Genomic DNA, 26,342 nt, shown 5'->3' with positions numbered 1-26,342 from the left:
GTTCTTGAGAACTGGGAACCTACCGGGTTGAGGCGGCCCCTCTCACACGGGTAGCGTGGGAGGACATGCCGATGACCCCCGAACGCCTTGTCTTCCAGCAGAGCTTCGAAGGGCTGATTCGCGCCCTGGGTGACCACCTGGACGAGCCCTGCGCGCGGCAGCTGCGCGACGCCGGCATCGACCCTCGCGGGAAGCTGGCGGTGGCCTATCCCCTGGAGGTGTGGGTGGAGTCGCTGAAGCTGGCGTCGTCCGTGCTCGCGCCCGCGGCCACGCTGGACGACGGCGCGGAGGTGGTGGGCCGGCGCTTCCTGGAGGGCTACGGGTCCACGCTCATTGGCAGCGCGCTCCTGGCGGGCGTGCGGCTGTTGGGGCCGCACCGGATGCTGGAGCGGATGACGCGCAACCTGCGCACGGGCACCAACTACCTGGAGGCGCGGCTGGAGCAGACGGGGCCCACGCGCTACGTGCTCACCTGCCGCCCGGTGGTGATCGCCGGCTTCTACCGGGGCCTCTTCTCCGCCGGCCTGGAGATGAGCGGCGCGCACGGAGCCTCCGTGGTGCTGATGCGCGCGGCGGGCGACGCGGCGGTGTACGACCTGTCCTGGCAGCCGGAGAAGAGCGCGGGCAAGCCCCCCGAAGCGAAGCCCTTCCCCCCCAGAGGCCCCCAGCCGAGAAGCTGAGCGGGCCCTATATTCGGCCCATGCTCCGCATCCCGAAAACCGCCGTGGTGGTGCTCGCGCTGGCCCTCGCTTCCGGGGCCCTGGCCGCGAGCGGCAGTCCCCAGCTGCAGACCTACTTCCAGGGCTCGGTGGACAGCCCCACCTACCAGCAGCAGGCCTTCCAGCGGGTGGCGAAGGCCTGGAAGCAGCCGGGCCCCAAGGGCACGCCGGCCCTGGGCAAGAAGACCATCGTCCAGGCCGTGCTCGACAAGGACGGCAAGCTGGTCTCCACCGCCATCCTCACCGAGTCCGGCGCCAAGGCCTGGGACGCCGCCGCGCTCGCCGCGGTGAAGAAGGCGGCGCCCTTCCCGCCCATGCCCAAGGGCACCACCACGCCCACGGTGGAGGCCCACTTCCACTTCGCGTGGGTCAGCTCACCTTGATGACAATCTTCCCGAAGTGCGCGCCCTGCTTCATGTGCTCGAAGGCGGCGCGCGCTTCCGCGAAGGGGAACACGCGGTCCACCACCGGGTGGACGTCATGGAGCGTGAACGCGCGCGTCAGCGCCTCGAAGGACTGACGGTGGCCCACGAACACGCCCTGCACGCGCAGGTTCTGCATCAGGATGGGGACCAGGGACACGGAGCCCGCCCCGCCGGACAGCACGCCGATGACGGACACGGTGCCGCCCACGCGCAGCGCCTTGAGTGACTTCTCGAACGTCCCCGAGCCGCCCACCTCCACCACGTGGTCCACGCCCACGCCTCCGGTGAGCGTGCGCGCCGCCTTCTCCCAGTCCGGGGTGGTGACGTAGTTGATGCCCTCCTGCGCGCCCAGCTTCAGGGCCCGCTCCAGCTTGTCGTCGCGGCTGGACGTGGCGATGACGTGCGCGCCGAACAGCCGGGCAATCTGCAGCGCGAAGATGGACACGCCGCCCGTGCCCTGGACCAGCACCGTGTCCCCGGCCTTGAGCGCACCTTGAGTGACGAGCGCGCTCCACGCCGTCACCGCCGCGCACGGCAGCGTGGCGGCCTCCTCGTCGGTGAGGTACGCGGGCGTGGGCACCACGCCGTCCTCGTGCAGGAGCATCGTGTCCGCGAGCGCGCCATCCAGCGGCCCACCCAGCGTGGTGGCGGTGATGGCCTTCGTCGGCTCACCGGCCTGCCAGCCCTGCGCGAACAGCGTCATCACCCGGTCGCCTGGCTTCACGCGGGTGACGCCCGGCCCCACCGCGTCCACCACGCCCGCGCCATCCGAGTTGGGCACCAGCGGCAGCTTCTGGCGAGGGTTGTAGCGGCCCTCCACCATCATCAGGTCGCGCGAGTTGAGGCTCGTGGCCTTCACGCGCACGCGCACCTGGAAGGGGCCGGGCACGGGGTCCGGCCGCTCCGCGCGCACCAGGTTGTCCAGACCGAAGGCACCGCGAATCTCGTAGACGTTCATGGCTCAAGAACTTAGAGCCGGGACCTTCCACCGAACAGGGTCCCACCATGTCACTGCTCCAGAAGTTGATGGAACACGCCTCGCTCCACGAGCCCTGCGGGACGGCCGGGAAGCGGGCCCAACTCAAGGCCGGACTCCCAGCCTCCGCCGCGACGAAGCAGGTGGATGGAGACCTGACGCTGACGGAAGGCACGGACCTCGTCTTCGAAGAGGGCCGCGTCCACGTGAAGGGCCACCTCCTCCTGGAGGACCAGTCCCGCCTGCTGGTCGCGGGGGACCTGGTGGTGGAGGGCAACATCATCCACGAAGGATTCGACTACGCCCTGCTCTTCGCGGGTGGCTCCATCCAGGCGGACAACCTCCTCTTCCACGGCGAGCTGGTCGCGCTGGGCGGCCTCACGCTGCGCGGCGCGGCCTGGACCTACTACAACGACTACTCAACCTACGCGGACACGCTGACGGCTCGCGCGGTGGTGGCCGACGACCGCGCGGACGCCGTGGACCAGGTCCACGCGGACACGCACCTCCAAGGACACTCCCAGGTCATCGCGGGAGCGCTGGAGCAGTTGCTGCACCCCGAGGCGTGGGCCAGATACCAGCAGGGCTCCTACGCCGCGCTGGCCAGACACCTGCGCCAGGGTCAGCCTTTGCTGCGCGATTCACCTCCACGGCGCAAGTAATTGCCGGGAGCACCCGGGACGTCCTTCTTCTGGAAATACAGGACCGGCATGTTCGTTCTGTCTTTCGCCCAAGGAGGGCTTTACCCATGTCACGTTTCTTCAGTCGTCCCGCGGTGCTGGCGTGCGCGCTGGCACTGGGGCTCCAGGCCTGCGGCGGCAGCGAGCTTCCCCCCGAGTCCATCGCCCCGAGTGCGCCCGAGGTCCAGGCGCAATCCCTGACACAGGACACGGCGCCGGACATCCTGGCGCAATTGCAGGCGGTTCCCGGCCTCACGGTGTTGCAGGAGCGGCCGCCCAGCCCGTCGGGCGCGCGCATCTTCGTGCTGGCCTATGACCAGCCGGCGGACCACCTGCACCCCAATGGCACGCGCTTCCAGCAGCGGATGACGCTGGTCTTCCGGAACGCGGAGGCGCCCATGGTGCTGGCCAGCACGGGCTACGGCATCAGCACGTCCCCCGGCCAGACGGAGCCCACCTTCCTGCTGCAGGGCAACCAGCTGCAGGTGGAGCACCGCTTCTTCGGGCCCTCCATTCCGCAGCCCGCGAACTGGCGGCTGCTCAGCATCGAGCAGGCGGCGGCGGACCACCACCGCATCGTCCAGGCGTTCAAGCCGCTCTTCCCGGGCAAGTGGATCAGCACCGGCGGCAGCAAGGGCGGCATGACGTCGCTCTATCACCGGGCGTTCTTCCCGCGAGACGTGGATGCCACGGTGGCCTACGTGGCGCCCAACAGCTACGGCACGCAGGACCCGCGCTACGTGAAGTTCCTGAGCAAGCTGGGCACGCCCGCGTGCCGCGAGAGCATCCGCGGCTTCCAGCGTGAAGTGCTGGAGCGGCGCACGGAGACGGAGCCGCTCTTCCAGGCGACGGCCGCGGCGTACTACGGCAGCACCTACGACTTCCTGGGCGTGGACAAGGCGCTGGAGTTCAGCGCCCTCGAGTTCGCCTTCGCCTTCTGGCAGTACGGCGACGCGTCGCTGTGTGACGAGATTCCCCCGCCGGGAGGCTCCGCGCAGGGGCTGGTGGACTTCCTGGATGATGTGGTCGGCCTCTCGTACATGAGCGACGGGGACCTGGACTACTACGCGCCCTACGACTTCCAGGCCGCCACGCAGCTGGGCAGCTACGCGTCCGACGAGGCCCACCTGCGCGGCGTCCTGCGCTATCCCCGGGGCTACGACCCGCGGGCGCTCGTGCCCTTCGACATGCGGCCGTACCCCTTCAACCCCTTCGTGATGCCCATCGTAGAGGGCTGGGTGAAGGCGTTCGGCGAGCGCATCCTGCTCGTCTACGGAGAGAACGACCCCTGGTCCACGGGCGCGTTCAGCGTGAGCGCGCGCAATGACTCCTACCGGTTCTACCAGCCGGGCGGCAACCACGGCTCCCGCATCACGGGCCTGCCGGAGGCGGAGCAGGCCGTGGCGCTGGAGCGGCTGCGGAGCTGGGCGGGGCTGCCCACGGAGAGCGCCGCCACCCTGAGCCTGCGGGCCCGGAGCGCGGCGTCCGCGGACCTGCCCGTCACCACGGGCGTGGTGGACCGCCGCCGCGGCCCGCCGCGCGACTGACCCTTTCAGGGCCGTTCGGCCGTCACCTCGCGGGCCACGTCCAGGAAGGCACGGAACGCGGGGGACACCTGGGCGCGGCTGGGGAAGTAGAGGAACAACCCTTCCATCCACGCCGCGTAGGGTTCCAGGACCAGCTTCAGGGTGCCGCGCTTCAAGCGCGGCACGATGGTGGGCTCAAAGGCATACATGAGCGCCAGGCCCGCCTCCGCCATCGCCACCAGCACCTCCTCGTTGGTGGCGAGCACGGGGCCGCGCACGGGGATGCGCCAGGTCTTCTTGCCGCGCTCCAACTCCCACGCGTACTTCGCGCCGGTGGTCGGCAGGAGGATGTTCACGCAGTCGTGTTCCAGCAGGTCCTCCGGACGCTGGGGCGTGCCCTTGCGCTTGAGGTACGCGGGCGAGCCCACCACCACGTAGCGGAACCGCTTGGACAGACGCACCTGCACCATGTCCCGCTCGACGGCCTCGAACGGGCGGATGCCCGCGTCCAGGCCCTCCGCGACGATGTCCACGAAGCGGTCCTCGATGCGCAGCTCCACCTCCACCTGGGGATGGCGCTGGGCGAAGCGCAGCAGGATGGGCGTCACCACCGTGGACAGGGAGATGGTGGGCACGGACAGCCGCACGCGGCCCGTGACCTCGCTCGCGCTGGGCGCGCACGTGACCGTCTTCAGCCACATGGACCGCAAGAAGCAGGACGCGCTGCGGATGGGCGCCCACGAGGTGGTCGTGTCATCGAGGCCGGAGGAGATGGCGGCGAAGGCGAACAGCCTCGACTTCATCCTCGACACCGTCTCCGCGGCCCACGACGTCAACGCCTACCTGGAGCTGCTGCGGCGCGACGGGCACCTGGTGCTGGTGGGCTTCCCGGCCCGGCCGCTGGAGGTGGCCCCCCTCTCGCTCCTCTCCCGGCGCGCGAGCTTCTCCGGCTCCGGCACCGGCGGCCTGCCGGAGACGCAGGCCATGCTCGACTTCTGCGGCGAGCACGGCATCGTCTCCGACATCGAGCTGATTCCCATTCAAGGCATCAACGAAGCGTTCACGCGGCTGGAGAAGGGCGACGTGAAGTACCGCTTCGTCATCGACCTCAAGAGCCTGGGTTGACCTTCATGGCGAGCATCGGGCGGTACGCCGCCCGGTAGGACCAGGCCAGGAAGATTTCGGCCGCCAGGAGCATCACGGCCAGGCCCAGGCCCGACGGCGCGAGGAAGGCGTGCGTCAGGAAGATGTTCACGATGACCGGGGCGATGAGCGCCAGCGCCAGCGGGACGAAGCGGTTGGCCAGCAGCAGCAGGCCCACCACCGTCTCCGTGCCCTTCACCAGCGCGAACAGGAAGCCCGTCGCCTTCATCGCGATGCCAAAGGCCACCGCCGGATCCGCCGGGTTCAGGTCCTTGGGCATGGGAATGAACTCCAGGAACCCGTTCAGGCCGAAGACGAAGAACACCAGCCCCATGAACACGCGGGCCGCCGTCGGCAGGAAGCGGGCGAACGACTTCTTCTTCGGGGTGGCGTCCACCCCGGGGGTGGAGGAGGAAAGGGTGGCGTCCATGACGTGCTCCGTTCAGGTGGAAATCGCGGGCCTTCTACTCCACGTCGAGTCGGGCCCACACGAATCGACACGCCCCACGCTTTTCAGCGGTTCGGCACTCCGCCTACATGGCCGTACGTCCGAGCGCGCAGCCGCAGCACCTGGTACGTGGCGCCGACGAGGAACAGGCCCAGCAGCGTCGCCAGGGCGGTCTGCACCAGGGGGGACTGCGGGCTGTCGGCCAGGGGCTTGCCGGCGGGCAGCCGGGTCAGCGTCTCGTTGATGCCCGGCACCAGCAGCACCATGAAGCTGGCGGAGTACGTGAGGGTCCGCACGTATTCCGTGGCGCGGCCGAACACGCCCAGGCCCGGCGCCGCCGCGCCCACCGCCATGAGCAGCAGCGCCACGAGCCCCAGCGCGTGGCCCGGGTTGAAGCCGCCCGTGCTGGACAGGCCGAACGACGTCACCACCGACGTCACCATGCTGACGACGTACGCCTTGCCGACGCGCGTCCCCGGGTCGATGCGACCGTCGCGCACGAAGGCCCAGACGCCGAAGACGATGGGAGGCACGCTCACGAGCGTGTGGATGATGCCCAGGATGGACAGGGGGTTCGCCATGACAGGACTCCAGATGAGAGGGATTGAGCTTCAGGCCAGCAGGTATTCGCGGATCATCACGCGGGCGCGGTGCAGGCGGCTCTTCACCGCCGCCGGCTCCAACGACAGGCGCTCGGCCATCTCGCGGATGGAGAGCGCTTCGAAGTCGCGCAGCACGACGACCTCCAGGTACTGCGGCGGCAGCGACTCCAGCGCGGACGCCATGTCCAGCCGCAGCGAGTCCGGCGTGTGCGCGGACATCCACTGGTCCACGAGCGCTTCCTCGTAGGGGTCGTTCCTCAGCACCGTGCGGGCCAGCCGGCGGCACTCGCGCTGGACGATTCGGAACATCCACCCGGAGAACGACGCCAGCTTGCGCATGGCGGACAGCTGGCGGGACATCACCAGCAGGGCCTCCTGGACCGCGTCGTCCACGTCGCTGATGAGGCAGCGCTTCTGCGCGTAGCGCCGGAGGTTCGGCTGCTGGAGTTGCAGCAGGTGCACCATCGCGTCGCGGTCACCGGCGTGGGCCGCGAGCAACAGCGCGTCGGGAGTGGTGGTCGAACCCATGGAGGCGGCCTCGTGCGACGGGGAAAATCCCCATTCGCCAGATAAGAGGCGGCCACGAGGCGAATGGATTCGCGGCCCTGCTGATTTTTCTCCAGCCCCGCCCAACCGCTGGAAATGCCAGGGGTTTCAGCGCCAGAGGTTGGTGCGTGCCAGCTCCAGCACCTCGTTGGTGCGGCCGTTGAGCAGGGCCTTGATGCCGAACAGGGTGAAGCCCGCTGCCATGGCCGCGGTGATGCGCGGTGGCATCACCAGCTCCGCCTTGCTGACCACGGCGTCCACCAGAACGGGCCCGGGCGTCGCGAGCGCCAGTTGGACGGCTTCATCCACCTGCGCCGGGTCCTCCACGCGCAGGCCCTTGACGCCCACGGCCTCCGCCAGCGCGGCGAAGTTCGGGTTCTGGAGCGCCGTGCCCACATCGAGCATGCCACCCACCTGCTGTTCCATGGCCACGAAGCCCAGGGAGCTGTTGTTGAACACCACGACCTTGATGGGCAGCCCCAGCTGCACCAGGCCAATGAAGTCCCCCATCAGCATCGTGAAGCCGCCGTCACCGGAGAAGGAGATGACCTGCCGGTCCGGGAAGGCCTTCTGCGCGCCAATGGCCTGCGCCAAGGCGCTCGCCATGGAGCCGTGGTTGAAGGAACCCACCAGCCGCCGGCCGCCCTTCATGGTCGCGTAGCGCGCGGCCCAGACCGTGGGCAGGCCCACGTCGCAGGTGAAGATGGCGTCGTCCGCCGCCTGGAGGTCGAACGCGCGGGCCACCTGCGGCGGGTGGATGGGCTTCCTGCCCACCGTGCCCTGCCCCAGCGAGTCCAGCTCCTCGCGCGTCTTGCGGTAGTGCACGAGCGCGCGCTCCAGGTGCTTCGTGTCGCGCTTGGCTTCGATGCGGGGAAGGAGCGCCTGGACGGTGGCGGACACGCTGCCCACCACGCCCAGGTCCACCCGCGTGCGCTTGCCGATGTTCTCCGCGCGCACGTCCACCTGGATGATCCGCGTATCGGCGCTGTCCGGGTAGAACTGCCGGTAGGGGAAGTCCGTGCCCAGCATCAGGAGCACGTCGCAGTCGATCATCGCCCAGTATCCAGACGCGTAGCCGATGAGCCCCGTGAGCCCCACGAAGTGGGGGTTGTCCTTCTCCACGAACTCCTTGCCTCGGAGCGCGGAGACGACGGGCGCCTGGAGCCGCTTCGCCAGCTCCACCACCTGAGCGCCCGCGCCCTCGCAGCCCGCGCCGCACAGCAGCGTCACGCGCCCGCCGCGGTTGAGCAGCGCGGCCATCTGCTCCACCTGCGCGGATGAGGGCATCAGCTGGGACAGCGACGCGCGCAGCGACTCCGGGGTGGGGGTGCGCGCGTCCTCCGCCTTCAGCATGGCGATGTCGCCGGGGAGCACCACCACGGCCACGCCGCCCTTGCCCACCGCGCTGCGGACTGCGATCTCCGCGGTGCGCTGCATCTGGTTGGGCCCGGAGACCAGCTCGCAGTAGTGGCTGCACTCCTTGAAGAGCGACTCCGGATGGGTCTCCTGGAAGTAGCCGGTGCCCAGCTCCACGGTGGGAATCTGCGCGGCGATGGCCAGCACCGGAGCCCGGTTGCGGTGGCAGTCATACAGGCCGTTGATGAGGTGCAGGTTGCCGGGGCCGCAGCTCCCCGCGCACACGGCGAGCTGCCCGGTGAGGTGCGCCTCCGCGCCCGCGGCGAAGGCGGCGGCCTCCTCGTTGCGCATGGGCACCCATTCGATGTCGCCCCGGCGGCGCAGCGAGTCCGTGAGGGCGTTCAGGCTGTCGCCCACCACGCCATAGATGCGCTTCACCCCCGCGAGCGCGAGGACCTCCACGAACTGGTCCGCCACCGTCTTCTTCATGGTCCATCCCTCGCCTGGGCCGGTTCACCCCGGGCGAAGATGTGCACCGTCCCGCTGGCTCGCGACCGACCGTGCAGCCGGGCCCCAAGCAAGGCTGGCTGCCCGGTGCAGTCGGGCGGTCGCCATTCGCCGCGCCCCGAGCACCGTTCGCCGCGCCATTCAGGTCACTGGCGGCATGGCCCCTGGAGGCAGGTACCGTCCGCGACATCGTGGGGCCATGCGAAGCCCCCTGCTGTTGTCCGCTGTCACGGCGCTGCTGCTCACCCTGCCCGCCTCCGCCGCCGAGGACCCGGGCCGCGCCCACGTCCGCGCCGCCGCCGAGGCCATGGGCGGCGAGGCCCGGCTCCGCGCGCTCAAGGGCCTGCGTCTTCGAGGCGTGGGCCACTGGAACCTGCTGGAGCAGTCCGAGCGCCCCACGCCCCCCTTCCTCGTCATGTATGAGCAGTTCGAAGAGGTCCGCGACCTGCGCCGAGGCCGCCTGAGCCAGAAGTCGGAGAGCCGCGGGATGGTGATGGATGAGTGGAAGGGAGTGACGATGCTGCTCGCCGACGGTGTCGCGGCGGCGGACTTCCAGGGGAAGTGGAGGCCCCTGGGCGCGGCACAGCTCCAGGACATGCAGGAGCGGCTGGCCTTCGCGCCCGAGCACGTGTTGCTCGCGGCCCTGGACGCCAAGGACCTGCGAGCCCAGGCGGACACGGTGCTGCAGGAGGTGCCCCACCACGTCGTCGCCTTCCACCAGGACCGCGCGAGCGTGCGCCTGTTCCTCAACGCCCGCACGGGACTGCCCACCGCCGTGGAGACGGTGGACGCGCATCCGGAGGACCCGTTCTGGAGCGTCTGGGGAGACGTGCGAACCGTGTTGTCCTTCCAGGCGTGGACGTTGGAGCCGGGAGGCCTGCGCTACCCGCACCACTGGGAGTGGGCGCGCAACGGCCAGCCCCACCACTCCGTCACGGTGACGGCGGTGACGGTGGATCCGCCGCTCGCGGACGCGGACTTCGCCGTGGCGGATGACGTGAAGCAGGGCTTCGAGGCCCGCAGCGCGAGGAAGCTGGACGAAGCCCCCGTGGTCCGTCCGGAAGCGCCGCCCGTGGAGATGGCGCCCGGTGTGGTGCAGCTGCCGGGAGCATGGAACGTGGCGCTGGTGGCGCAGGACGACGGCGTGGTGGTGGTGGAGGGCCCGCTCGCGTCCGGCTACTCGGCGCGAGTGATGGACGAGGCCGCGAAGCGCTTCCCGGGATTGAAGGTCAAGGCCGTGGTGTCCACCAGCGACGCATGGCCGCACATCGGAGGACTGCGCGAGTACGTGGCCCGGGGCGTCCCGGTGTACGTGCTGGATCTCAACCGCGCGTTGGTGGAGCGGCTGGTGGCGTCGCCGCGCACGCTCGTGCCGGATACGCTCGCCAGGAAGCCGCGAGCAGCGAAGCTCCAGGTCGTAAACGGGCGGCGCGTGCTGGGCGCCGGGAAGAACCGGCTGGAGCTCGTCCCGGTGCGCACGGAGACGGGTGAGCGGATGTTGTTCGCATGGCTGCCGGAGCACCGGCTGCTCTACACATCCGACCTGGTGCAGCCCCAGCCGGACGGCTCGTTCTTCAACGTGCAGCAGGTGGACGAAACGGTGGAGGTGGCCGCGCGAGAGAAGCTCCCGGTGTCCCAGGTGTTTGGCATGCACCTGAAGCCCACGGATTGGAGCGCCCTCACCACCGCAGTGGACAAGGTCCGCAAGCCCTGAGGCCCTCGGCCAAGAAACCTGTCGCCACCGATGAGAAGGTGAGAACCCAGCCGGGCCTCCCCGTCGGCGGCGCACAGCGAAAACCTGTCCGACTGTCGGACAGGTTTTGGAAGACCGCGCCCGGCGGGCGGTGGACAACCTGGGCTGTCTGGAGGCTTCAGCGGGCCCGGCCCAGCCGCCGCTCCAGGTGCTCGCGGCGGCTACGGCTTACTCGCAGGCGCATGCCGCTTCGCAGCACCACCACCTGCTCCGTGGGCGAGGGCCGGTGCACTTCTTGAATGCACGCCACGTTGACGATGGCGGAGCGGTGGATGCGCACGAAGCGCTCCGGGTCCAACCGCGCCTCCAGCGCCGCCAGGCTCTCGCGCAGCACGTGGGCCTTGCCGTCCGCGTGCAACGTGACGCAGTAGTCGTCCGCCTCCACCCACTCGATGTCCGCGACGGGGACGAGCACGGAGCGCAGCCCCACGCGCACCAGCAGCCGGTCCGCGGGAGGCTCGGCGCGCCTTGGTGCCGGGCCCGCGTCCGCCAACAGGTCCGCGAGTCGCCGGCCCAGCTCGGCGGCCTCGCCGGCGCGCAGCCTCTGACGAGCCCGGGCCAGCGCCTCGTCGAAGCGCGTGTCGTCGAAGGGCTTCACCAGATAGTCCACCGCGTGCACGTCGAAGGCCTTCACGGCGAAGGTGTCGAACGCGGTGATGAAGATGACAGCGGGCATGTGCTCCACGCCCACTTCGCGCAGCACTCCGAAGCCATCCAGCTCCGGCATCTGCACGTCCAGCAGCACCAGGTGGGGACGCTGGGCACGGATGGCATCCACCGCTTCGCGGCCGTCGCGGCACTCGCCGCACACCACCGCGTCTGGATGGCGTGCCAGGGCCTGCCGCAATCCCTTACGGGCCAGCGGCTCGTCATCCACCAGCAGCACCCGCAGCTCAGCCATGCGCCACCCCAGCGGCGCCCGGCTTGGAGCGCCAGGGCAGCAGGACCGTGGCCACGGTGCCCTGCCCTTCCGCGTTGGCGACTCCCAACCGTCCCGCTTCGCCGTAGAGCTGCGACAGCCGCGCGCGCGTGTTCGACAGGCCGATGCCCCGTGCCGCTTCCAGGTCGAAGTCCCGGGGCAGCCCCGGACCATCGTCACGCACGGTCAGCTCCAGCGCGTCTCCGCACCGCCGTGCCCCGATGCGCAGCACCCCGGATGCGGAGCGCACGCCGATGCCGTGGCGGAGCGCGTTCTCCGCGAGCGGCTGGAGCACCAGGTGGGGCACTCGGGCCTCCAGCGCTTCCGGCTCCACCGCCCACTCCACTCGCAGCCGGTCCGCGAAGCGCAGCTGCTGGAGCTCCAGATAGCGCGACAGCACGGCCACCTCGTCGCGCAGGGACACCTCCTGGGTGGCTCCCTGCTGGAGCAACTGCCGGAGCAGGTCGCTCAGCAGCACCAGCATGCGCGCGGCCTCCTCCGTCTCCTTCTCGCGCACCAGCACCACGATGGCGTTGAGCGTGTTGAAGAGGAAATGCGGCTGCAATTGCGTCTGGAGCGCGAGCAACCGTGACTCGGCCAGCTGCACCGCGAGCACCGCGGCCTGCCGCTCGCTGTCCCTCGCCCGCTGGGAGGCCCGGCTGGCGGAGGCCACAGCCAGCACCGTCGCGTAGGCCATGCCCATCATCGGCAGCCAGCCCCACCATGCACGCAGCCAGCGCGCGGCCCAGGTGGCATCACGCCCGGGCATGAACTGCGCCGTCGTCAGCGCGTACACGGCGGCGAACAGGGCGCCCATGCCCAGACACGCCGCCAGGTGCACGAGGACGGAGCGCGGCCTCGGAGGACTCAGGGGCTCGCGCGCGGCGAGCCGGGTGAGCCACGGCGTGAGGGGCAGCCACACGTACCAGGCGGGCATCTGCGCCGCGAACACCCGCCACAGCGCGGGCGCCCCGGCCATGTCCCGGCTGAACGTGTACGTCTCCAACGCGGAGAAGAGCGCGGGCACGGACCACGCGGCGGCCCGCTTCGCCCAGGCACGCCACGCGCTTCCAGAGGTGTCTTCCACGGTGCCCACGAGGCCCGTGAGTCTACCGGCGGGCGCCACGGACTTCACCGCCTCCGCGAGGACTCAGGGAAAGCCGCTGAGCACGATCTTGCCCAGCGTGCGGCCCGTCTCCACCGCCGCGTGCGCGCGCCGGAGGTTCGCGGCGGTGAGCGGACCGAAGTCCTGCGTCATGGTGGTCCGCAGCGTCCCCGCCTCCACCAGGTCCGCCACCGCGTCGAGCAGCCGCTGCTGGGAGAGCGGATCCGCGTCGTAGAGCGCGCGGGTGAACATCAGCTCCCAGTGGAGCGCCAGGCTCTTGCGCTTCATCGCGTTCACGTCGAGCGGCGTCTGCGGGTCGTCGATGATGCCCAGGTGTCCGAAGGGCGCCATCAGCTCCACCAGCTGCGCGAAGTGCTGCTCCGTCGCGGTGAGCGCCATCACGTAGCGCACGCCTCCCGGCACCAGCGCCTTCACCTGCTCGGCCAGGGGCTGGCGGTGGTCCACCACGTGGTGCGCGCCCAGGGACTTGCACCACTCCACCGTCTCCGGCCGCGACGCCGTGGCGATGACCGTGAGGTCCGTCAGCTTGCTGGCGATCTGAATCGCCATGGAGCCCACGCCGCCCGCGCCGCCCACCACGAGCAGCGCGTCCTTGCGAGTGCCCGTCTTCTGTCGAGGCACGCCCAGGCGTTCGAACAGCAACTCCCACGCGGTGATGGAGGTGAGCGGCAGGGCGGCCGCCTGGGCGAACGTCAGCCCCTTCGGCTTGCGGCCGACGATGCGCGCGTCCACGACGTGCAGCTCGGAGTCCGTGCCGGGCTTCGCGATGGAGCCCGCGTAGAAGACCTCGTCACCAGGGCGGAAGCGCTTCACGTCCTTGCCCACGGCCTCCACCACGCCGGCCGCATCCCAGCCGAGCACGCGCGGCGAGGACTCCACCTTGTCCTTGGGCGCGCGCACCTTCACGTCCACGGGGTTCACGGACACGGCGCGCACGCGCACCAGCAGGTCTCCGGGACCGGGCGTGGGGTCCGGCAGCTCCACGTCGGCGAAGGCTTCGGGATGATCACTGGGGAGGTACTTCGTGAGGGCGACGGCTCGCATTGGGGGCTCCTTTGCGTGCAACATCGTCCCGAAGGTCGGAACGGACAAGTACGCAGGATTTCCGCCCATACGCACGAAAAGGGAACCATGGCCCGGCACAAGACCTATGACTGCTCCGCCGGTTGTCCGGTGTCCGCGACGCTGGATGTGATTGGGGGCAAGTGGAAGGGGCTCATCCTCTACCACCTGCTCGAAGGCACCCTGCGCTTCGGCGAACTGCGCAAGCGCATCCCGGACGTCACGCAGCGGATGCTGACGCAGCACCTGCGCGAATTGGAGGAGAGCGGGCTCGTGCACCGGCAGGTGTACGCGGAGGTGCCTCCGCGCGTCGAATACAGCCTCACGCCGCAGGGCCAGACGCTGCGAGGCGTGATTGCCGCGCTCAAGTCCTGGGGAGAGACCTACCTGGGCCGGAAGGCTCCAGAGCCCGCGGCCCCGAAGCGCCGGCTCGCCGTGGCGGGGCGCTGAAGGGAAGCGCGCCCTACCCCGCCGCGCGCACCAGGCGCAGCACCAGCACGAAGTGCAGCCCCGCGCCCACCAGCGTCATGGCGTGGAACACCTCGTGGTAGCCGAAGACGCCAGGCAGGGGGTTGGGCCGCTTGAAGGCATACGCGAGCGCGCCCAGCGTGTACGCCAGCCCCCCGGCGATGATGAGCACGATGGCGGAAGACCCCACCGCGCGGAAGACGTCGCCGAAGTACGGCATCATCGTCCACCCCACCCCGATGGCCAGCGCCGCCGTCACCCACTTGGGCGCGCCCACCCAGAACATCGACTGGAGGATGCCCAGCAGCGCCCCCGCGTAGAGCCACGCCATCAGCGGGTTGCCCACCTCGGGAGGCAGCCCCAGCAGGATGACCGGCGTGTACGTCCCCGCGATGAGCAGGAAGATGGCCGCGTGGTCCGCCCGGCGCATCCACGCGCGGGCCTTCGGCGACCAGTTCACCCGGTGGTACGTCGCGCTGATGGTGAACAGCCCCACCAGGCTCAGCGCGTACAGCGCCGACGCCAGCATCGTGCGAGGCGTGGGCGCCATCGCCACCAGCACCACGCCCGCGCCCACCGAGAAGGCCGCCGCCCACTGGTGCAACACCCCGCGCAGCTTCGGCTTCTCCATTCCCAACACCACCGCGCTCACGCGCGCCCCATGACGGACTCGACACCCTTCGAAACGAAGCATTTCATGACGGTGGCGACTCCACGCCTTCCCTACGGAATGGTAGGTTTCGGTCCGGTAAGTTACCGACGGGTAGGTTAGAGGTCAACTTGAAGAAGAAACAGCGGCTCACGGGCGCGGAACGCCGGATCCAGTTGATGGAGATCGGCCGGTCGGTCTTCGCCTCGAAGGGCTACGAGGCAACCTCGATTGAAGAGGTCGCCCAGCAGGCGGGCGTGTCCAAGCCCATCGTCTACGAGCACTTCGGCGCGAAGGAGGGGCTGTACGCGGCCATCGTGGACCGGGAGCTGGAGGACCTGGTGGCGCGCGTGTCCGCGAGCATCGCGCAGGGCACGCCCCGGCAGCGCTTCGAGGACGCGGTGCTGGCGTTCATGTCCTACGTGAAGGAGGAGCCGGCGGGCTTCGCGGTGCTCACGCGGGACTCGCCCACGGCGGCGGCGCGGCGCGGACTGACGCGTGTCATCGACGACCTGGCCCAGCGCGTGAGCGACGTCTTCCGCAGCGAGTTCGAGCGCGCCGGCTACCCGTCCAAGGTGGCGCCCATCTACGCCAACGCGCTGGTGGGCATGGTGACGCAGGTGGGCCACTGGTGGGCCGCGGAGGGCAAGTCCTTCTCCACGGAGAACGTGGCCCGCCATGTCGCCGCGCTCGGGTGGATGGGATTGAGACACCTGCCCAAGGACCCGGCGGCCCCCGGCGCGAAGCGCGAGCCGAAGCGCCGGAGCTGAGGCTACGCCTTCGGAGGCCGCGCCCTGAGCGCCGCCTGGATGCCTTCCAGCGCGCCCGGGTCCTCGATGGTGGTGAGGTCTCCCGGCTCGCGGTCCTCCGCCACGGCCTGGATGCTGCGGCGGAGCAGCTTCCCGGAGCGCGTCTTGGGCAGGTTCGCCACCACGTACACCGCCGCGGGGCGGGCCACCGCGCCCAGCGTCCGGCCCACCGTGTCCATCACCTCGCGCGAGAGGGCATCCCGGTCCTCCTCGCGTTGCAGGCGCACGGGGTCCCTGGGCACGGCGAAGGCCATCACCACCTGGCCTTTCAACTCGTCCTTCACGCCCACCACCGCCACCTCCGCGATGGCCGGATGGCCGCTGATGGCTTCTTCAATCTCACGCGTGCCCAGGCGGTGGCCCGCCACGTTGATGACGTCGTCGGTGCGGCCCAGGATGAAGTAATCCCCATCCGCGTCGCGCGTGGCCCAGTCGAAGGTGTTGTAGAGGGGCGTGTCGAAGCTCGCGAAGTACGTGGAGACGAAGCGCGCATCGTCGCCCCACACCGTGGACAGACAGCCCGGCGGCAGCGGCGGCTGAATCACCAGCACGCCCTTCTGGTCCGCCGCCGTCACCTCTTCGCCGCTCAGCCCATCCACCAGCTTCACGCGATAGCCATAGATGGCCGCGCCCGGTGAACCCAGCTTGCGCTTGCGCGGCTCCACCCCGGGAACGGGCCCGAGGATGGGCCAGCCCGTCTCCGTCTGCCAGTAGTTGTCCAACACCTGCGTGGACGGCAGCGCGTCCGAAATCCACGCGTGCGTGGGCGCGTCCAGCGGCTCTCCCGCGAGGAACAGGTAGCGCAGGCTGGACGTGTCGTGGCGCTTCAAGAACGCCGCGTCCTGCTTCTTCAGGATGCGGATGGCCGTGGGCGACGTAAACATCACGCTCACCTTGTACTGCTCGATGAGCCGCCACCAGACGGCGGCATCCGGGCGGATGGGCAGGCCCTCGTAGAGCACCGTCGTCATGCCGTTCAGCAGCGGGCCGTAGACGATGTACGAATGGCCCACCACCCAGCCGATGTCTGAGGCGGTGAACATCACCTCGCCGGGCTGGCCCGTGTAGATGTGGCGCATGGACGCGGCCAGCGCCACCGCGTAACCGCCCGTGTCGCGCTGCACGCCCTTGGGCTTCCCGGTGGTGCCGGACGTGTAGAGGATGTAGCTGGGCTCCGAGGACTCCATCCACTCCACCGGAACCTGGGCGCCCTCGTGCTCGCGGCCCAGCGTGGCGAAGTCCACGTCGCGCTCCGGCGTGACGGGGCTGTTGGGAACAAGCCCCCGGTCCACCACCAGCACGCGCGCGGGCGGGTGCTTCGCGAGCGTGAGGGCCTCATCCACCAGCGGCTTGTAGGGGACGACCCGGCCCGCCCGCATGCCCGCGTCCGACGTCACCAGCAGGACAGGCTTCGCGTCGTCGATGCGCATGGCCAGGCTGTGCGCCGCGAAGCCGCCGAACACCACCGAGTGGATGGCCCCCAGGCGCGTGCAGGCCAGCAGCACGAAGACGGCCTCCGGCACCATGGGCATGTAGACGATGACGCGGTCCCCGCGCTTCACGCCCAGCGAGCGCAGCATGGCCGCCGTCCGGTTCACCTCCGCGTGGAGCTGCGCATAGGTGTACTGGCGGCGCTGGTCCGTCTCGGTGGACTCGAAGACGAGCGCCAGCTGGTCCGCGCGGGTGGCCAGGTGCCGGTCCACGGCGTTGTGGCACAGGTTGGTGCGCCCACCGACGAACCAGCGCGCGAAGGGCGGCCGGGAGTCGTCCAGCACCGCGTCGAAAGGCCGCTCCCAGTCGATGAGCCGGGCCTGCTCCGCCCAGAACGCCTCCGGCGCTTCGATGGAGCGGCGGTAGAAGTCCAGATAGCTGCCCATGCGGACGCTCCTGCGAAGGGGATGTGCCCGGACGATAGTGGCGGGCCCGCGAGGGTGGGAAGGACGGCTTCCGGAAGATGCCCGGGACTCATCAGCGCGACGGGCGTAACCCCATCAGCACCGACACCGTCCAGCGCATCTACTGCCGCACGTCCGCGGACGCAGCGGGCAATGAGTCGGTGCGGTGCTACGCCGTGTCCGCGGCGAACGTGTCCGCGACCTGCTACTCGGCCCTGTCCCGCGCACGTGCGCAGCGCGCAGTCCGCTGGCGACGCGTCCTTCATCGATTTCACCTGGGACGTGAACGGCGTCTGTCAGTCCCTCGACGTGCTCAAGGGCTCGCACCTGGAGCCGAAGGCGCCGTAGTCCCGCTGCTTGCGCCACGCCCCCGGAGCCTCTTGATGAAGACCCTCCTCCAGACACGGATGATGATCAACGGCGCTTCCACCAGGCCCTCCGCGCCGGCCCGCGCGAGGAGGTCGAAGCGATGGAGCGCGACCTGTCCCTGGCCATCAACAGCGGCCAGCTCCGGCCGGCGCTGGGCGACGAGCGGTAGCGCGCGACACGACGCAAGCGCGTCCTGTCAGCACGCAGCGTGGGGCGCGTGCACGGGCCGTGGATGTGATCACGCGGGGTTGAGCTCTGGTCCTGACCTTGCAGTTGGAGAGGGTGCGTCCGTGAAACAGGTTTTGTTTCACGGCAGGTGTCCCCCTCCCGCCAGGTCCTTCCATGACGATCTCCACGACCCTCACCATCCAGAACAACTCCGGCTGCCCCATCGATGACCGCGGCACGCCTGACTACAAGGACGGCACGCTCAGCGGATCCGCGCCCGCCACCAGCATCGCGGCGGGCTCCAGCACGACCTTCAAGATCGAGCAGAAGAACTCCGTCTCCCCTGGCCCCGAAGGCACGGTGACGTACAAGCTGGAGACGGGGAACGAGCAGGTGCCCCTCTCCTTCTACTGGGACTTCGCCAGCGGCCCGGTGCACGAGGAGCACTACACCGCCACCACGAACGCCAGCCTCGCGCCGGTGGTCATCACCCAGACGGACGCGAGCGGAGACCACCACGCGACCACCTACCGGGTGGACTTCAAGCCACGCGCGCCCCATGAGTGGGACCTGGTGTGGGCGCTGTCCGTGGGCCTCATCAACAAGCAACTGCACGCGCTGCGCTACTACCAGCTCATCCCGTCCTCCTTCACGCAAGCCGCCAGCGGAGGCGCGCAGCTCACCGTGACGGCCATGGGCGACCCGACCGTGTCGGTGCCCGACGACCAGACGACCCACCTGGACGTGCACCTGCCCTTCACCACCGCGACCCTCCAGTACGTGGAGTCAGGCGCGACGAAGACGCAGGACCTGTCGGGGACGACGGTCATCGTGTCGCTGGACCTGTCGCAGGCGCAGGTGACGGACCCCAACACGCTGGCCGCCACGTCGGAGGCGAAGCAGCACATCCAGGGCCTCCAGTCGCTCAACTACTCCGTCTACCGCCTCTTCCTGGACCTGGCCCAGCCGTCGCTGTTCCGCGCGCTCCAGGTGGTGAACGCGAGCAACCAGTCCGTGTCACTCAGCCAGGCCGCGCAGAGCGCGCTCCAGGCCACGCTGGCCGGCGTGGGGCACATGGACGTGGCGTACACGACGCAGGCCCCGGGCAGCCCCGCGAGCATCATCCCCACGTTCGCGAAGGAGCGCACGACCCGCTACAGCACCAACGGGAACTTCAGCACGCTCAACGTGTGCATGATGAGCCGGGGCCGGAAGGAGCCCAACTGGAACTCGCGCTTCGGCTTCACCGCGCCGCTGGCCGCGACCACCAACCCGGACGGCACCCCGGCGGAGGCCCGCGCGAGGCTGTTCCTCAGCCAGGACACGCTGGGCGAGGGCTACCTCAAGCCGACGGTGCTGCCCGCCATCCTGAGGGCCTCCGGCATCCCCGGCACCCTCTCGCGGCTGGCGCCGCTGATGTACCAGTGCGTCGGCTCGCGCGACAACTCCAGCAAGAACGACGGCCGGGGCGAGTTCGTCCAGGTGGACAACGGCTTCGACCAGTACGTGCGCGGCACGGAGACCATCGTCTTCACCACCCAGCCCAACCTCACCCAGACCGACCGCTGCACGGTGGCGATGAACGGCCAGTTCCAGGTGAACATCGAGGCCAGCCAGTATCCCCTGGACTTCATCGGGCTGGGCCTGAAGGACGTCCTGGGAAAGGCCACCTACGTGCAGCCCTGGACGGGCACCATCACCCTCGCGGCCGGAAACGGCGGCAAGCTGGTGACGTCCGTGAGCATCGTGCTGGGCAAGGCCCCGGCGCCGGACGTGGACAAGACCCTGGATGGCTGGGTCTTCAACGCGCTGAACAAGCTGTTCAACTGGTCCTCCACGTCGCCGCAGGACGAAATCACGCAGAAGGCGCAGGACTTCGCCAACAACCTGGCCGCGACCTTCCAGAACAACGCCTCCATGTCGCTGGATATCGAGGACTGCGTCGTGCTGCCCACGGGCTCCGCGCATGACTACAGCCAGTTCGTCTTCAACTCGGAAGGCGCCGTCCAGGTGGACGTGTCCTTCCCCGGCTGAAGCGCCCCCGTCCCTTCCAAAGACATCCAAGGAACCCATCCATGTCCCAGACAACCCAAACGGGCTCGGCGACTGTTTCCTCCAGCCTGATGTACAACTACCTGGCCGCCACCTCCGTGGACGCGGCCTATCCCCTCGCCTCCGCCGAGGACACCGGCGGCTCGCCGCTGCTGTTCAGCGTGGGCGCGTCCTCGGCGAACACCGCGCGCAAGACGCTGTGGGTGATGTTGCGCGACACCACCGTGACGACCGGTTGGCGTCAGGTCGAGCTCAGCCCGGACGCGAACCACGACGTGCAGGGCTACGCGGTGGTCCAGGCCCCCTCCGGCCAGGTCATCATCGCCGTGGCCATGGATGACGGCACGGGCGGCAGCCACGTGTTCGTCTCCCCCGCCCTCACGCCCACACCGGACGGCGGCCCGTGGAACACGCTCAACACGGCGTGGGTCCAGCGCAACGGAGCCCCCACCGGCATGCCCGTGCAGCGGCTGCTGCTGGGCGACTTCGTCAGCGCCAGCGAGGCGCCGCTGCTGGTGGCGGAGGTGAAGAACACGAACGGCTCCACCGGCCGATACTTCGTGGACGCGTCCACGAGCGCCACGAACAGCGCGTGGGTGAACTGGGCGCCGCCCAAGGACATGCAGACGCTGCACGACGTGGTGGTGGCCCGAGCCTCCATCACCGGCATCTCCTATCGGGGCACCTGGTCGCTGTTCGACGACAACACCGGCAAGCGGTGCCTCACCTTCACCAGCCTCCTGGACCCGTCCACCAACACCACGCATTCGCTGTCGGTGACGGCGCCGTCGGGCGGCCGCTGCCTGTGGGCGCTGGAGGACCGCCAGAACCAGGGCCTGAGCGCGCTGTACGTGGGCGGTGACGGGCTGTCGTGGTTCCCCTCCACGGGGCTGAAGAACGCGAAGAGCACCGCGCTGGCCATCGCGTCCTCGAACGTTCTGTCCGGTGTCACCTCCGTGCTGGCGCAGCAGGACTCCCAGCGCGTCAGCGTGTGGGCGGTGGACGGCGGCCAGCGGCTGTTCTCCCTGAACAACACGGTGGGCGCCACGGAGGGCTGGTCCGCGCCGCTCCAGCAGCGCGAGCACGTGGCCCGGCTGTCCCCGCGCCGCAACCAGAAGCGCTCCACGGGGGAGCTGTTCGTGACCTCCACGGACAACAGCCTCATCACGTACCTGTGGCAGGACCCGGACACCACCGCGTGGCAAAACACGGACATGGTGCTGCCCACGCTGGCCAACGGGCAGGAGTTCCCCAGCTACACCACGGTGGTGCGCTTCACCGACGCGCAGGGCGCGGCGCTGGTGGGCCAGCCGGTGCAGGTGAACGCCTCCGAGTGGTCCCGCGTGATGGTGAACGGCTACTGGACGGACCTGGACACCAGCACGCGCGTGGAGGTGAAGACAGACGCCAGCGGCACGGTGACGCTCATCAACAAGGTGTCCGACGTGGGCACGCCCGTGTTCCGCTTCAGCGCGCCGTTCCTCGCGCAGGACGTGACGGCGGACCCCAGCGCGGAGCTGCGCGCGAACCTGGCCGCGAAGCTGAAGGGCCAGGACCTGTCCCAGTGGACGAAGTCGGACGGCACGCCCATGGTGCCCCCCGGCGCGGACCCGGACCTGGTGGCGCAGGTGCAGGCGTCGCTCCAGCAGCTGATGGACAACATGGACAGCCTGCCCGCGGACGGCTCGTCGGCGCCCCTGGAGCCGGCGGCGCCCACGGCGATGGCGAAGACCCAGACGTCCTTCGCGGTGCTGGGCAACGTGACGAACGCCATCGAGACGGCGGCGGGCGACGTGCTCCAGGCGCTCAAGAGCGCCGCGGGCGCCGTCTACGAATACGTCATCCAGCCCATCCTCAGCGGCACGAAGACGCTGCTCCAGTTCTTCGTGAAGATTGGCGAACAGGTGGTGACGTTCGTCGTGCGCACCATCAAGGAGGCGCTCCAGCTCATCAGCTGGCTGTTCCAACAACTGGCGGTGCTGATTGAAGACATCATCGCGTTCCTGGGATTCCTGTTCGCGTGGGACGACATCCTGGCCACCCAGCGCGTGATGGAGGCGATGACCAAGGACGTGGTCCTCGCGCTCGCGGGCAGCATGCAGGGCATGGAGGCCTCCATCACGGAGTACTTCAACGGGCTCATCGCGAAGTGGGACGGCGTCTGCCAGACGGCGCTGGGCATGCCGGACGTGACGACGCAGCAGGTGGTGACGCAGACACAGGCCGCGCAGACGCCGGAGCAGAAGTCCGCCACCGACTGCCTCACCACCAGCCCGGGCGCGACCTTCTCCACCTACCAGGTGTCCCACGGCGGCATCGGCGAGAGCACGGCCGATGACTCCGATGCGCCGGTGGCGCAGGCCGTCACCGACTTCCTCCAGACGGTGGGGAACATCCTGTCGGACGTCGCGGACTCCGTGAAGGAGCTGTGCCAGGGCCTCCAGACGATGGTGCAGCAGGGCACCGTCAGCTTGCACTCCATCGTCCAGCTGCTGGCGGGCGAGGCCGCGAAGACGCTGCTCGCCGCCGCCAGGGACCTGCTGGTGGGCCTGTGCGAGGTCATCGCGGACGTGAGCCAGTCGATTCTCGACGACGTGCTCCTGCGCCCGTTCAACATCCCGGTCCTGAGCTGGCTGTACAAGAAGCTCACGGGCGAGGACTCGCTGACGATGCTGGGCGCGCTCAGCCTGCTCGCGGCCATCCCTGTCACGATTGTCTTCAAGCTGCTGACGGGCCATGCACCCATCCCCGAACAGAAGCAGTCCAGCTTCATGCGGGTCATGACGCCCTGGCGGACGACGTCGCTGATGGCGCTGCCCGAGTCGAAGGACGACAACGGCGACAACGTGATTGGCGACTCCGCCCACAACTACTCGGTCATCGGCGGGGCGCTCTCGATCATCTCCTCGTTCTGCTACACGCTCTTCCTGACAGGGGGGCAGCTCACGAAGAGCGCGCCCGCGCAGCGGTGGTTCTCCACCGGGCAGACCGTCGCGACCTGGACGGGGGTGGCGGGGAGCTTCCCCTTCGACGAGGACGTGCCCTCGCAGCAGTTGGACCGGATGGTCTGGGCGCTCTATTCCCTGGAGGCCGTGGTCACCGGACTCGTGTCCCTGCTGAGCTGGACGCGGGGCGCGGACGTGGAGGCGAAGGGACTGGCGAAGGCGTTGGAGATGACGGACAGCACGCTGCTCACGTTCATGGGACTCGTGAGCCTGGTCCTGTCGGTCGTCAGCTACATCCTGGAGCTGGATGGGGAGATCGACCCCTCCGTGCCCTACCACTCCACCTTCTGGGACACGGAGAAGTTCGGCGCCAACGTCCTGTCCTTCGGCGGCATGACGGGAGAGGGCGTGGCGGGCCTCATCCCGGGCGAAGCCGACAAGGCGCTCATCCTCGCGGGCTCGGCGGTCGCGGAGTGGGGAGCGCTCCTGCTCGACGTCACGCGCTGGGCGGACGCCGTCCTCTACAACAACCCGGGTGACGGCTCGAACAAGAAGCTCTTCCAGCTCTGGTGAATCACACGCCCCCGTCCCCTGGCACGAAGCCGGGGGACGGGAGGTGTTTCACCGGAATGGCTTAGCGAGCCTGGGCGCCGTCGGCGCTGACCAGTGCGGTGGCCTCGTTCACGATGGTGTAGCTGCCAGCGGAGCCCTTCACGTCGATGCCGGAGAAGTGGCGGTAGGGATAGGCGCCGTCGCCGATCTGCTCCACCAGCTCCAGGGTGTCACCGGTGAGCTGCTGGCCATTCACCTGGGTGGTGAAGGTCTTGCCCTTGAGGCTCATGCGCCAGATGCAGGCGCCGTCCTCGGTCTGGGGCACGGAGTCCGCGCGCACGGCGAACGGGAACGGCAGGTGGCGGAAGTCGATGGCCGCGAAGCCCCAGGCCATGTACACGTTGCCCATCCAGTCCGTGAAGATGACGACGCGGGCCGCGGGCTCGTGGGTGCCGCCGCCCTGGAACACGCCGTCGCGGTACACGTTGACGCGGTAGGTGGAGCCACCGGCCGTGCCGGTGAAGGCGGGCGCCACGGACAGCTGCGAGCCGTTCGCGCTCGGCGTGACGCTCAGGGTGCTGACCACCTGGTCCGCGTCACGCGCGGCCAGCGAGAACTGGCCCTGACCGCCGCCCAGGTTCATCCGCGCGGCCTGCTGCCAGCCCGTCGCGTTGGAGAAGTGGCTGGCCACGCCGTTCGCGGTCCCCTGCGCGAGCCCGAACACCTGGAGCCCCTCCGCCGTGGCGGCCAGCTGCGCGTTGCCCACCGCGCAGCTCTGGATGCCATTGAACCGCGAGACACAGCCCTGCGCCTGCGACTCCTGCGTGCCCGTGGGGGCCTGCGCGCTGTCGTCCGGGCCCTGGCAACCCGCCAGCGCCAGGAACGCCGCCGCCATCACGAATCCGGTCTTCATCGTCCGCATGTCTTCAACCTCGAAAATGGGGTGTGTTTCACCCGGTGGGTGAAACACCGCGCGCGAGACATCCGCCCCGCGAGCGGTGCCGACGGCTTCTGCACCCGCCGAGCCAGTAACATGCGAAAACAAATTTTCCGGATTCCCTCGGAAACACCGCTGACGCGGTAAGTTGCAGTAGCCCCGCATGTCACACGCGCCTGGGTCTGTAGCGTGCGCCGTCACCGTTGGGCCTCCACCGGTCTGGCTCGGGTACACTCGAGCGCTCGGGAAGGTCTTTTGTGCCCCCGTCCAGGAGTCGCCGCATGCACGCCGCCCCTTCCGACTCCGCGGTCCTTCCGCCCCGACTTCCCGCGGGGCTGCCGTGGGTGGGGCAGGGGCTGGAGTACCGGAAGGATCCGCTGGGATTCTTCCTGCGCTACGCGGACCGGGGCGCGGTGGTGCGGACCCGCTTCGTGGGGACGGACGTCTACCTGCTCAACACGTCGGAGGCCATCGAGCACGTGTTGGTGAAGAACTTCCGCAACTACCCGAAGGACGCGTTCCAGAAGCGCGCCCTGGAGGCGGTGGTGGGCCACGGCCTGTTCACCAGCCACGGCGACTTCTGGATGCGGCGGCGGCGGATGATGCAGCCGGCCTTCCACAAGAACCTGCTGGCCGCGCACGGGAGCGTGGCGGTGAAGGCCGCGAACACCTGGATGGCGTCACGGCGGGAGGGAGTGTCCTTCGACGCGTACCCGGAGATGATGGCGCTGACGTTGGACGTGGTGGCGGAGACGCTCTTCGGCGCGAACCTCTCCGCGCAGGCGAGGGAGCTGGGACGGGCCATGGAGGCGGTGATGCTGCATGCCCAGCACCTCTTCGACACGCCCATCACCCTGCCCGCCTGGGTGCCCACGCCGGGACAGCTGCGGTTCAGGGCCGGCCTGCGCGCATTGCACGCCGTCGTGGATGACGTGGTGGAGCGCCGAAGGAGGCAGGGAGGCACGGGTGACGACCTGCTGGGCCTGATGCTGGAGGCCCAGGCCGAGGAAGGCGAGCACCTGACGGACGCGCAGCTGCGCGACGAATGTCTGACATTGATGATCGCCGGGCATGAGACGACGGCCGCCGCGCTGGCGCTCAGTCTGTGGTTGCTGGCGCGCCATCCGGAGGCGGAAGCAGCGCTGCGGCGGGAGCTGGCCACGGTGTTGGGAGGCCGCGAGCCCACGGTGGCGGACCTGCCGTCACTGCCGTACTGCGAGCAGGTGGTGAAGGAGTCGCTGCGTCTGTATCCGCCCGCGTGGGGCATGAGCCGGGTGGCGGAGCAGGACGACCGGATGGACGGCGTCCACGTGCCAGCAGGGACGGTGGTCGCGTGGTCCCAGTGGGCGCTGCACCGGGACGCGAGCCACTTCCCGGAGCCGGAGTCCTTCCGACCCGAGCGCTGGGCGGACGGGCTGGAGCGGCGCATCCCGCGCTTCGCCTACTGTCCCTTCGGAGGAGGGCCCCGGCTCTGCATCGGCGCGGGCTCCGCATTGATGGTCATCCGCCTGGTGTTGGCCACGGTGCTCCAGCGCTTCCACTTCGACGCCGCGCCAGGGCCCGCACCGGAGGTTCTTCCCGCCATCACCCTGCGTCCAAAGGGCGGCATCCCGCTCACGCCGAGGAAGGTGTTCCTTCGGGACTGAACACTGCATCCGCCCCTGCTCCAGGGGTGAGCGATTTTCCGGCCCCGGACGCTTCCGGTTCCGG

General features: G+C 69.5%; 22 protein-coding genes and 1 pseudogene. 11 read left to right on the top strand and 12 right to left on the bottom strand.

The genetic code is table 11. From position 1 onward, the window contains the following. The first annotated feature begins 71 nt into the window (after window positions 1–71). Together D7Y11_RS18410 and D7Y11_RS18405 are read left to right on the top strand one after the other, a co-directional pair. The gene (locus D7Y11_RS18410) at window positions 72–680 is read left to right on the top strand and encodes a DUF2378 family protein (RefSeq protein WP_126934339.1); all 609 of its coding nucleotides are present in this window, start codon (window positions 72–74) and stop codon (window positions 678–680) included. A 20-nt stretch (window positions 681–700) separates the two neighbouring features. Next, window positions 701–1,102 carry a TonB family protein gene (locus D7Y11_RS18405; RefSeq protein WP_120576454.1) on the top strand — a complete coding sequence of 134 codons (402 nt, stop codon included), beginning with the start codon at window positions 701–703 and terminating at the stop codon, window positions 1,100–1,102. Here D7Y11_RS18405 and D7Y11_RS18400 read toward each other — a convergent pair. Next, window positions 1,089–2,102: an NAD(P)-dependent alcohol dehydrogenase gene (locus D7Y11_RS18400; RefSeq protein WP_120576453.1), complete on the bottom strand. Its 1,014-nt coding sequence runs from the start codon at window positions 2,100–2,102 to the stop codon at window positions 1,089–1,091. The genes D7Y11_RS18405 and D7Y11_RS18400 overlap by 14 nt on opposite strands. A 47-nt stretch (window positions 2,103–2,149) precedes the next feature. Between D7Y11_RS18400 and D7Y11_RS18395 the strand changes: the two genes are divergently transcribed. Together D7Y11_RS18395 and D7Y11_RS18390 are read left to right on the top strand one after the other, a co-directional pair. Continuing rightward, window positions 2,150–2,782 (top strand): hypothetical protein, encoded by a 633-nt coding sequence (locus D7Y11_RS18395; RefSeq protein ID WP_126934338.1) that lies wholly within the window; start codon window positions 2,150–2,152, stop codon window positions 2,780–2,782. An 86-nt stretch (window positions 2,783–2,868) separates the two neighbouring features. Further along, a complete protein-coding gene (locus D7Y11_RS18390; protein WP_121754020.1) occupies window positions 2,869–4,347 on the top strand; it encodes a S28 family serine protease in 1,479 nt (492 codons plus the stop codon). A 5-nt stretch (window positions 4,348–4,352) separates the two neighbouring features. On the opposite strand, the pseudogene D7Y11_RS18385 reads toward D7Y11_RS18390, so the two are convergent. Further along, window positions 4,353–4,988: pseudogene (locus D7Y11_RS18385) on the bottom strand (LysR substrate-binding domain-containing protein); the annotation flags it as partial. On the opposite strand from D7Y11_RS18385, the gene D7Y11_RS18380 reads away from it, so the two are divergent. After that, window positions 4,873–5,451 (top strand): zinc-binding dehydrogenase, encoded by a 579-nt coding sequence (locus tag D7Y11_RS18380; protein ID WP_306770445.1) that lies wholly within the window; start codon window positions 4,873–4,875, stop codon window positions 5,449–5,451. The pseudogene D7Y11_RS18385 and the gene D7Y11_RS18380 sit on opposite strands and share 116 nt — an antisense overlap. Here D7Y11_RS18380 and D7Y11_RS18375 read toward each other — a convergent pair. The 4 genes from D7Y11_RS18375 to poxB all read right to left on the bottom strand — a co-directional run bounded on the left by D7Y11_RS18375 (window position 5,435) and on the right by poxB (window position 8,910). Further along, window positions 5,435–5,899 (bottom strand): DoxX family membrane protein, encoded by a 465-nt coding sequence (locus tag D7Y11_RS18375; protein WP_120576450.1) that lies wholly within the window; start codon window positions 5,897–5,899, stop codon window positions 5,435–5,437. The genes D7Y11_RS18380 and D7Y11_RS18375 overlap by 17 nt on opposite strands. 83 nt (window positions 5,900–5,982) lie before the next feature. Further along, window positions 5,983–6,498, bottom strand: a complete 516-nt coding sequence (locus D7Y11_RS18370) for a hypothetical protein (protein WP_126934337.1) — start codon at window positions 6,496–6,498, stop codon at window positions 5,983–5,985. A 30-nt stretch (window positions 6,499–6,528) separates the two neighbouring features. Further along, on the bottom strand, window positions 6,529–7,047 hold the full coding sequence (locus D7Y11_RS18365; RefSeq protein ID WP_126934336.1) for an RNA polymerase sigma factor: 519 nt from the start codon (window positions 7,045–7,047) through the stop codon (window positions 6,529–6,531). 126 nt (window positions 7,048–7,173) lie between these two features. Further along, window positions 7,174–8,910 carry a ubiquinone-dependent pyruvate dehydrogenase gene (gene poxB / locus D7Y11_RS18360; RefSeq protein WP_126934335.1) on the bottom strand — a complete coding sequence of 579 codons (1,737 nt, stop codon included), beginning with the start codon at window positions 8,908–8,910 and terminating at the stop codon, window positions 7,174–7,176. A 217-nt stretch (window positions 8,911–9,127) separates the two neighbouring features. Here poxB and D7Y11_RS18355 point away from each other — a divergent pair, with 217 nt between their 5' ends. Beyond that, window positions 9,128–10,642: a hypothetical protein gene (locus D7Y11_RS18355; protein WP_126934334.1), complete on the top strand. Its 1,515-nt coding sequence runs from the start codon at window positions 9,128–9,130 to the stop codon at window positions 10,640–10,642. 157 nt (window positions 10,643–10,799) lie between these two features. On the opposite strand, the gene D7Y11_RS18350 is transcribed toward D7Y11_RS18355, so the two are convergent. Genes D7Y11_RS18350 through D7Y11_RS18340 form a run of 3 tightly spaced genes read right to left on the bottom strand, consistent with a single transcriptional unit; the run spans window position 10,800 to window position 13,770 of the window. Then, window positions 10,800–11,582 (bottom strand): LytTR family DNA-binding domain-containing protein, encoded by a 783-nt coding sequence (locus tag D7Y11_RS18350; RefSeq protein WP_126934333.1) that lies wholly within the window; start codon window positions 11,580–11,582, stop codon window positions 10,800–10,802. Continuing rightward, on the bottom strand, window positions 11,575–12,735 hold the full coding sequence (locus D7Y11_RS18345) for a sensor histidine kinase (protein WP_126934332.1): 1,161 nt from the start codon (window positions 12,733–12,735) through the stop codon (window positions 11,575–11,577). The genes D7Y11_RS18350 and D7Y11_RS18345 overlap by 8 nt, the downstream gene beginning before the upstream one ends. 15 nt (window positions 12,736–12,750) lie before the next feature. Then, a complete protein-coding gene (locus tag D7Y11_RS18340) occupies window positions 12,751–13,770 on the bottom strand; it encodes a zinc-binding alcohol dehydrogenase family protein (RefSeq protein WP_126934331.1) in 1,020 nt (339 codons plus the stop codon). An 87-nt stretch (window positions 13,771–13,857) separates the two neighbouring features. On the opposite strand from D7Y11_RS18340, the gene D7Y11_RS18335 reads away from it, so the two are divergent. Further along, complete coding sequence (locus D7Y11_RS18335; RefSeq protein WP_126934330.1) at window positions 13,858–14,238, top strand: helix-turn-helix domain-containing protein; 381 nt, start codon at window positions 13,858–13,860, stop codon at window positions 14,236–14,238. 13 nt (window positions 14,239–14,251) lie between these two features. Here the strand turns inward: D7Y11_RS18335 and D7Y11_RS18330 are convergent, their stop codons facing one another. Then, window positions 14,252–14,887: a hemolysin III family protein gene (locus D7Y11_RS18330; protein ID WP_120576459.1), complete on the bottom strand. Its 636-nt coding sequence runs from the start codon at window positions 14,885–14,887 to the stop codon at window positions 14,252–14,254. Between the two features lie 149 nt (window positions 14,888–15,036). On the opposite strand from D7Y11_RS18330, the gene D7Y11_RS18325 reads away from it, so the two are divergent. Beyond that, a complete protein-coding gene (locus D7Y11_RS18325; RefSeq protein ID WP_169819916.1) occupies window positions 15,037–15,675 on the top strand; it encodes a TetR/AcrR family transcriptional regulator in 639 nt (212 codons plus the stop codon). A gap of 2 nt (window positions 15,676–15,677) precedes the next feature. Here the strand turns inward: D7Y11_RS18325 and D7Y11_RS18320 are convergent, their stop codons facing one another. Then, complete coding sequence (locus tag D7Y11_RS18320) at window positions 15,678–17,591, bottom strand: propionate--CoA ligase (RefSeq protein WP_126934329.1); 1,914 nt, start codon at window positions 17,589–17,591, stop codon at window positions 15,678–15,680. 729 nt (window positions 17,592–18,320) lie between these two features. On the opposite strand from D7Y11_RS18320, the gene D7Y11_RS18315 reads away from it, so the two are divergent. Then, window positions 18,321–20,180: a hypothetical protein gene (locus tag D7Y11_RS18315; protein ID WP_126934328.1), complete on the top strand. Its 1,860-nt coding sequence runs from the start codon at window positions 18,321–18,323 to the stop codon at window positions 20,178–20,180. 41 nt (window positions 20,181–20,221) lie between these two features. After that, on the top strand, window positions 20,222–23,716 hold the full coding sequence (locus D7Y11_RS18310) for a hypothetical protein (protein ID WP_126934327.1): 3,495 nt from the start codon (window positions 20,222–20,224) through the stop codon (window positions 23,714–23,716). 61 nt (window positions 23,717–23,777) lie between these two features. On the opposite strand, the gene D7Y11_RS18305 is transcribed toward D7Y11_RS18310, so the two are convergent. Continuing rightward, complete coding sequence (locus tag D7Y11_RS18305) at window positions 23,778–24,608, bottom strand: hypothetical protein (protein ID WP_126934326.1); 831 nt, start codon at window positions 24,606–24,608, stop codon at window positions 23,778–23,780. 305 nt (window positions 24,609–24,913) lie between these two features. Between D7Y11_RS18305 and D7Y11_RS18300 the strand changes: the two genes are divergently transcribed. Continuing rightward, entirely contained in the window at window positions 24,914–26,278 is a 1,365-nt protein-coding gene (locus D7Y11_RS18300; protein WP_126934325.1) for a cytochrome P450, read from the top strand. Window positions 26,279–26,342: the final 64 nt, after the last annotated feature.

Origin of the sequence: Corallococcus sp. AB018 (genome assembly GCF_003986945.1) — a bacterium.
Taxonomy (GTDB): Bacteria; Myxococcota; Myxococcia; order Myxococcales; family Myxococcaceae; genus Corallococcus; species Corallococcus exiguus.
The sequence above is the reverse complement of the archived record's forward strand: the minus strand, read 5'-3'. Positions and strand labels throughout refer to the sequence as shown.

Bases quoted from the DNA above. Each gene is read 5' to 3' on its own strand.
- D7Y11_RS18390 (WP_121754020.1), top strand. From the start codon at position 2,869: ATGTCACGTTTCTTCAGTCGTCCCGCGGTGCTGGCGTGCGCGCTGGCA.
- D7Y11_RS18305 (WP_126934326.1), bottom strand. From the start codon at position 24,608: ATGAAGACCGGATTCGTGATGGCGGCGGCGTTCCTGGCGCTGGCGGGT.
- D7Y11_RS18315 (WP_126934328.1), top strand. From the start codon at position 18,321: ATGACGATCTCCACGACCCTCACCATCCAGAACAACTCCGGCTGCCCC.
- D7Y11_RS18365 (WP_126934336.1), bottom strand. From the start codon at position 7,047: ATGGGTTCGACCACCACTCCCGACGCGCTGTTGCTCGCGGCCCACGCC.
- D7Y11_RS18335 (WP_126934330.1), top strand. From the start codon at position 13,858: ATGGCCCGGCACAAGACCTATGACTGCTCCGCCGGTTGTCCGGTGTCC.
- D7Y11_RS18395 (WP_126934338.1), top strand. From the start codon at position 2,150: ATGTCACTGCTCCAGAAGTTGATGGAACACGCCTCGCTCCACGAGCCC.
- D7Y11_RS18410 (WP_126934339.1), top strand. From the start codon at position 72: ATGACCCCCGAACGCCTTGTCTTCCAGCAGAGCTTCGAAGGGCTGATT.
- D7Y11_RS18350 (WP_126934333.1), bottom strand. From the start codon at position 11,582: ATGGCTGAGCTGCGGGTGCTGCTGGTGGATGACGAGCCGCTGGCCCGT.
- D7Y11_RS18330 (WP_120576459.1), bottom strand. From the start codon at position 14,887: ATGGAGAAGCCGAAGCTGCGCGGGGTGTTGCACCAGTGGGCGGCGGCC.
- D7Y11_RS18320 (WP_126934329.1), bottom strand. From the start codon at position 17,591: ATGGGCAGCTATCTGGACTTCTACCGCCGCTCCATCGAAGCGCCGGAG.
- D7Y11_RS18355 (WP_126934334.1), top strand. From the start codon at position 9,128: ATGCGAAGCCCCCTGCTGTTGTCCGCTGTCACGGCGCTGCTGCTCACC.
- D7Y11_RS18380 (WP_306770445.1), top strand. From the start codon at position 4,873: ATGCGCAGCTCCACCTCCACCTGGGGATGGCGCTGGGCGAAGCGCAGC.
- D7Y11_RS18340 (WP_126934331.1), bottom strand. From the start codon at position 13,770: ATGCGAGCCGTCGCCCTCACGAAGTACCTCCCCAGTGATCATCCCGAA.
- D7Y11_RS18300 (WP_126934325.1), top strand. From the start codon at position 24,914: ATGCACGCCGCCCCTTCCGACTCCGCGGTCCTTCCGCCCCGACTTCCC.
- D7Y11_RS18370 (WP_126934337.1), bottom strand. From the start codon at position 6,498: ATGGCGAACCCCCTGTCCATCCTGGGCATCATCCACACGCTCGTGAGC.
- D7Y11_RS18310 (WP_126934327.1), top strand. From the start codon at position 20,222: ATGTCCCAGACAACCCAAACGGGCTCGGCGACTGTTTCCTCCAGCCTG.
- poxB (WP_126934335.1), bottom strand. From the start codon at position 8,910: ATGAAGAAGACGGTGGCGGACCAGTTCGTGGAGGTCCTCGCGCTCGCG.
- D7Y11_RS18400 (WP_120576453.1), bottom strand. From the start codon at position 2,102: ATGAACGTCTACGAGATTCGCGGTGCCTTCGGTCTGGACAACCTGGTG.
- D7Y11_RS18375 (WP_120576450.1), bottom strand. From the start codon at position 5,899: ATGGACGCCACCCTTTCCTCCTCCACCCCCGGGGTGGACGCCACCCCG.
- D7Y11_RS18405 (WP_120576454.1), top strand. From the start codon at position 701: ATGCTCCGCATCCCGAAAACCGCCGTGGTGGTGCTCGCGCTGGCCCTC.